The sequence below is a fragment of the Pricia sp. genome (assembly GCF_041745955.1).
Taxonomy (GTDB): domain Bacteria; phylum Bacteroidota; class Bacteroidia; order Flavobacteriales; family Flavobacteriaceae; genus Pricia.
In genome coordinates this window covers 1-6,606 of record NZ_JBGTHY010000445.1, presented here as the reverse complement: position 1 = coordinate 6,606, position 6,606 = coordinate 1, and the positions used below count along the sequence as shown (strand labels likewise).

At 47.9% G+C, this 6,606-nt stretch carries 5 protein-coding genes and 1 riboswitch; all 5 genes read left to right on the top strand.

All coding sequences use genetic code 11. From position 1 onward, the window contains the following. Window positions 1-979: HEPN domain-containing protein (locus tag ACEW8S_RS15810; protein WP_373519089.1), on the top strand; the 979-nt coding region annotated here is incomplete at its 5' end. 5 nt (window positions 980-984) lie between these two features. After that, on the top strand, window positions 985-1,917 hold the full coding sequence (cobA, locus tag ACEW8S_RS15805; RefSeq protein WP_373519088.1) for a uroporphyrinogen-III C-methyltransferase: 933 nt from the start codon (window positions 985-987) through the stop codon (window positions 1,915-1,917). A 130-nt stretch (window positions 1,918-2,047) separates the two neighbouring features. Further along, the gene (locus ACEW8S_RS15800) at window positions 2,048-3,109 is read left to right on the top strand and encodes an NAD(P)/FAD-dependent oxidoreductase (RefSeq protein ID WP_373519087.1); all 1,062 of its coding nucleotides are present in this window, start codon (window positions 2,048-2,050) and stop codon (window positions 3,107-3,109) included. A 247-nt stretch (window positions 3,110-3,356) separates the two neighbouring features. Next, window positions 3,357-3,484, top strand: a riboswitch (SAM riboswitch). A gap of 92 nt (window positions 3,485-3,576) precedes the next feature. Then, window positions 3,577-4,575 (top strand): homocysteine S-methyltransferase family protein, encoded by a 999-nt coding sequence (locus tag ACEW8S_RS15795; RefSeq protein WP_373519086.1) that lies wholly within the window; start codon window positions 3,577-3,579, stop codon window positions 4,573-4,575. Continuing rightward, window positions 4,576-6,606: dihydropteroate synthase (locus tag ACEW8S_RS15790; RefSeq protein ID WP_373519085.1), on the top strand; the 2,031-nt coding region annotated here is incomplete at its 3' end.

Genomic DNA, 6,606 nt, shown 5'->3' with positions numbered 1-6,606 from the left:
GGAAGAATCGCTTGCTTTCTTTTATACCGAACTGCAAAAACTTGGGTTTACGGAAATCGGTTACAATACCGCTTTGGATATCACCGCCTGCCCCGGTACGGATACCTGTAACCTAGGTATCGCCAGCAGCACCGGTATCGCCGAAGAACTGGAACGAATTATCAAAGCGGATTATCCGCATTACATTGCTAATCCCGATGTGGCCATCAAAATCAGTGGCTGTATGAACGCCTGTGGCCAGCATAATATGGCAAATATCGGTTTTCAAGGGATGTCCGTCAGAACAAAGGACAAACTGGTCGCCCCGGCCCTACAGGTCTTGTTGGGCGGTGGCAATATAGGCAACGGCGAAGGTCGATTTGCAGATAAGGTTGTAAAGGTTCCCAGCAAACGTGGGCCTGAAGCCTTACGCCTGATTTTGGACGATTTCGACCAGAACGGAAACGGAAAATCCTACGCCGATTACTATGCGGAAAAGGGACAGATGTATTTCTACGATTTCTTGACGCCATTGTCCGACATTGACAACCTTACCCCCGATGATTTTATCGATTGGGGCAACACCGAAAGGTATGAGAAAGCCATTGGTATTGGTGAGTGCGCGGGTGTGGTCATCGACCTCATTGCGACCTTATTGTTCGAAAGCGAAGAGAAAATCGTAAATGCGCAAGAAAGTTATGATGAAGGAAAATGGGCGGCGAGCATATACCATTCGTATTCCTCGATGGTCAATTCTGCCAAGGCGTTGCTGACCTCCGAAAAAGTAAAGGTCAATACCCACGCCAGTATCCTGAAAGATTTCGACGAAAAATTCGTCGCCGACGGCAGGATTCCCGTTGCAGGCGGATTCGAAGCCTTGGTGCTACGGCTAAAATCAAACGAACCCACTGAAGCTTTCGCTAAAAGCTATTTAAACGATGCCAAGGGATTTCTAAAATCCGTTGAGCAATTCAGGGAACAAGAATTGGCAGAAGTATAGCGATTATGAAGATGGATGGACAGAAACATATAGACGACATCTCGACAGCCGGGCACCTCGACGGCGCTGGTCATACCCTGCGCCAAAGCCGGGGGCGTTTGACCGTTATAGGTGCAGGTCCGGGCGATAAAGAACTCATCACGCTAAAAGCCGTTAAGGCTTTGCAAAGCGCAGATGTGGTTTTGTACGATGCTTTGGTGAATGCCGAACTTTTAGAATACGCCTCAAATGCCGAGCACATCTTTGTCGGCAAGCGCAAGGGCTGCTATTCCTATCAACAGCAACAAATCAATGAGCTGATCGTAAACCGGGCAAAATCCCATGGACATGTCGTACGCCTCAAAGGCGGAGACCCTTTCGTATTTGGCCGTGGCGCAGAAGAAATGGAATATGTAGCCAAACACGGACTCGATGTCGCCATGGTACCCGGAGTATCGTCGTGCCTATCGGTACCGGCCGCACAAAACATTCCCGTAACCAAAAGAGGGGCCGCGGAAAGTTTTTGGGTCATCACGGGCACGACCAAAGAGCACAAATTATCAGGGGATGTTGCGTTGGCTGCAAAAAGTAGTGCAACGGTCGTGATTTTAATGGGGATGTCAAAACTATCCCAAATCGTAGCACTTTTCAAAAAAGAAGGAAAATCGGAAACGCCCATTGCTATCATCCAAAACGGTACCCGGAAAGATGAAAAGGTAGGGGTTGGCACGATAGTATCCATAGAAAGGGAAGTCCAACGACAACAATTGGCCAATCCGGCGATTATTATTATTGGGGAGGTAGTTAGGCATCGGGAAATAATGACTGACCTGCAAGGTGTCGTCGCCAACAACGACCTGCAACAAGGTGTCCTCAACGACGACCAGCAAGGTATGGGCGAGGCACGAGCGATCCTTCTAGGTCTAGGGCAGCATCTCGAAGTAAACACAAAGCCTTGATTTCAACATCTCTCTTAAAAAAGATCGATGAGTTTGTGAATTTTAACCAGAAAGTAAAGCCATATAGATTGCCGCCGAAGTTTATTCTGAGGGGAGTCGAAGGGCAGGAACGATAAAAAAGTAATTAGTTATGATAAAAACGGATCTTATAATAATAGGCGCAGGCCCAACCGGACTTTTCACCGTTTTCGAAGCGGGATTGTTGAAATTGAAGTGTCATTTAATAGATGCTTTGACACAACCCGGCGGGCAATGTTCCGAGATATATCCCAAAAAGCCCATTTACGATATTCCGGCCTTCCCGGAAATCTTGGCGGGTGAACTTGTGGATAACCTAATGGAACAGATAAAACCCTTCGAACCCGGATTCACTTTGGGCGAACGCGCCGAAACCTTGGATAAGCAAGAGGATGGTTCCTATATCGTTACGACCAATAAGGGCACAAAACACCAAGCTCCCGTAGTGGTTATCGCAGGTGGACTGGGCTCTTTCGAGCCCCGTAAGCCTCTCATCGAGAACATTCTCGATTTTGAGGACAAAGGTGTGGCCTACATGGTGAAAGATCCGGAAGTATACCGCGATAAAAAAGTGTTGATTGCCGGCGGAGGTGATTCCGCTTTGGATTGGGCCATATTTTTGGCCGATGTAGCGTCGGAAGTATATTTGGTGCACCGCAGAAAAGAGTTCCGAGGTGCCTTGGATTCCGTCGAAAAAGCAGCTGAACTGGCCAAATTGGGTAAAATAAAACTCTTTACCGAGGCCGAGGTTAAAAAACTGTATGGAGACGAACATCTAGAGGCCGTCGTTATCAAACATAACAGTTACGAAAAAGGGGAGACCTATGTTGAGGTCGATAATTTTATTCCCCTGTTCGGTCTTTCCCCAAAATTGGGCCCTATCGGCGATTGGGGCCTCGAAATCGAGCGCAACGCCATCAAGGTCAACAATGCCAAAGATTATCAGACCAATATTCCCGGTGTTTTCGCTATCGGTGATGTCAATACCTATGAAGGTAAATTAAAATTGATTTTATCCGGTTTTCATGAGGCCGCCGTCATGTGCCAGTTCGCGTATCAACGTATCAATCCCGGAAAACGCTATGTAATGAAATATACGACGGTTGGCGGGGTGACGGGATTCGATGGTTCTAAGAAGGAGGCTAAAAAAGAGGTGGTGCAGAGTATTGCCTAGTCTTGAGGGAAGACTTGGATCACTAATTTGCAAGGTATTGTCGCTCCGGCGCCTCTTTGTAGATCTGAGGCAGGGATTAATCGGCTCCCGTCAGACCTACAAGGAACTCTCCCTACGGTCGGGAATACCTTGCAGGACCCTCTAGTACCTAGCAGGACTCTCAGGTAACTACCAAAAACAACCGACTTTCCTTGCTTTTCATCCCCCTGTACCGTTACTTTGCAGTGAGTTCATTCTAAAAATTGAAACGTTATCAAGAAAGGCGGAGGGATTGGACCCTATGAAGCCTTAGCAACCCTTTGGTTTATCCCGATGCTTTCGGGACCTAAAAGAAGGTGCTACATTCTATCGCATCAATGGCGCGGCAGATAACTTAAACCGAGACTGTTAGTCTATTGTTTCCTCTTGATAATAAAAACTTTAGATGAGCCCATTCAACGTAATGGGTTTTAATATGGTATGCCTATATGATTAAAGAGATACTACAAGAGCGGATTTTAGTCCTCGACGGCGCCATGGGCACTATGCTACAACGCTATAAGTTCACCGAAGCCGATTTTAGGGGAGAGCGGTTCAAAAACTGGGAGCATCCATTGCAGGGCAACAACGACCTTTTGTCCTTGACCCAACCCGAGGCCATCGCCGAGGTGCATCGCAAATATTTCCTAGCTGGTGCCGATATCGTGGAAACCAATACCTTTTCAGGAACCACGATCGCCATGGCCGACTATTATATGGAAGAACTGGTTTACGAACTCAACTACGAATCCGCTCGAATAGCCAAAAAAGTAGCGGAAGAATTTACGGCGGCAACACCCAATAAACCTAGATTCGTAGCGGGCAGTATCGGCCCTACCAATAAGACGGCCAGCATGTCTCCCAATGTCAACGACCCCGGGTTTCGTGCCATCTCTTTCGACGAACTTCGTATCGCTTACAAACAGCAGGTCGAGGCCTTGTTAGATGGTGGTGCCGACCTGCTTTTGGTAGAAACCATTTTTGACACCCTCAACGCCAAGGCCGCCCTTTTCGCTATTGAGGAAGTCAAGGAAGAGCGCAACATCGACCCGCCGATCATGGTGAGCGGTACGATTACGGATGCTTCCGGCAGAACTTTGTCCGGACAAACGGCGGAGGCATTTTTGATTTCCATATCCCACATTCCCATTTTGTCCGTTGGTTTCAATTGTGCCTTGGGTGCCGACCAGTTGGTGCCACATTTGGAAGTATTGGCCAAAAAATCCGAACATTTTGTTTCTGCGCACCCCAATGCCGGTCTGCCCAATGCCTTCGGCGAATATGACGAAACACCAGAGCAGATGGCCGAGCAGATCAAGGAATATTTAGAAAAGGGCCTGGTCAATATCGTCGGGGGATGCTGTGGCACGACCCCCGAGCATATTGCCGCCATTGCCAACCTTGTTAAACAATATGATCCAAGACCGACGCTGGTCGAAAGTGTATAGATGGAAAAAAAGCGACCAAAATATCTGAAATTAAGTGGTTTGGAACCGCTCATCGTAACCCCTGAAAGCAATTTCGTAAACGTGGGAGAACGTACCAACGTGGCCGGTTCCAAAAAATTCCTGCGGCTTATTAAGGAGGAAAAGTTCGAAGAGGCCCTGGATGTTGCCCGCGAACAGGTAGAGGGCGGCGCCCAGATTATCGATATCAATATGGATGACGGCCTGATCGATGGCAAGGAAGCCATGGTCAAGTTTCTCAACCTCGTCATCGCCGAACCCGATATTGCCCGCGTGCCGATTATGATCGATAGCTCAAAATGGGAGATTATCGAAGCGGGATTGCAGGTGGTGCAGGGCAAATGTGTTGTGAATTCGATCAGTCTGAAGGAAGGGGAAGAAGAATTCATCCATCACGCCAAACTCATTAAAAGATACGGGGCCGCTGTCATCGTCATGGCGTTCGATGAAGTAGGCCAGGCCGATAATTATGACCGCCGCATAGAAATAGCAAAACGATCTTATGATGTTCTAGTAAACCGCGTTGGCTTTGCGCCCGAGGATATTATATTCGACCTCAATATTTTCCCGGTCGCGACCGGAATGGATGAGCATAAACTCAATGCACTAGATTTTATCGAAGCCACGAAATGGGTCAAAGCAAATTTGCCCTATTGCCACGTGAGCGGGGGGGTCAGCAATGTATCCTTTAGTTTTCGGGGCAACAATCCCGTTCGCGAGGCCATGCATTCGGTGTTTCTCTACCATGCCATCAAGGCGGGTATGAACGTGGGCATAGTGAATCCGTCGATGTTGGAAATCTATGATGATATTCCAAAGGATTTGTTGGAACGTGTCGAAGATGTCATTCTCAATCGAAGGGACGATGCCACGGAGCGACTTTTGGATTTTGCCGAGTCCGTTGTAGGAAAGGCGAAGGAAAGTAAAGTAGATCTGTCTTGGCGCGAAGAACCCCTGCAAAACAGAATTACCCGGGCCCTGGTTAAGGGAATCGACCAATATATAATCGAGGATGTCGAGGAAGCCCGGCAAGTGGCCGACAAGCCCATCGAGGTTATCGAAAGCAATCTAATGACCGGCATGAACGTCGTCGGCGACCTTTTCGGCGGCGGAAAAATGTTTCTGCCGCAAGTGGTGAAATCCGCTAGGGTGATGAAGAAGGCTGTAGCGTATTTGCTACCCTATATCGAAGAGGAAAAATTACTAAATCCCCAAGAGGGCGATACGGAAGGTAACGGTAAGATTCTTATGGCGACCGTCAAAGGCGATGTCCACGATATCGGAAAAAATATAGTAGGTGTCGTTTTGGCCTGTAACAATTATGAGATCATCGACTTGGGCGTGATGGTGCCTTCGGAAAAAATATTGGAAGAGGCCATCAAGCACAATGTAGATGCCATCGGGCTCAGCGGACTGATAACACCATCGTTGGATGAAATGGTTCACCTCGCCAAGGAAATGCAGCGCAAGAATTTCACGGTTCCCTTATTGATCGGTGGTGCGACGACCAGCAAGGCCCATACGGCGGTAAAGATTGATCCGCAGTATAGCCAGTCCGTCGTACATGTCAATGACGCTTCGCGTGCGGTGACCGTGGTGGGCGATCTGCTGCAAAAACAAACATCTAAGGCCTATAAAAAATCCATTAAGGACGATTATGAGGTTTTTCGGGAAAAATTCAAAAACCGATCACAGCATAAGGAGTACAAACCCTTGGAAACGGCCCGCGCCAATAGGTTTAAAATTGATTGGGAAGCATCCGAAATCGTAAAGCCCAAAGAACTCGGCATTCAGGTCATTGAGGATATAGATCTGGAAAAGCTTATACCTTTTATCGATTGGACGCCCTTTTTCCGTAGTTGGGAACTGCACGGCAAATATCCGGATATTTTAGGGGATGAAATCGTAGGCAAACAGGCCACCGAACTCTTTGCCGATGCGAGGGCCATGTTAAAGGATATTGTAGCGGAAAAAAAATTGCAGGGAAAGGGCATATTCGGATTGTTTCCCGCC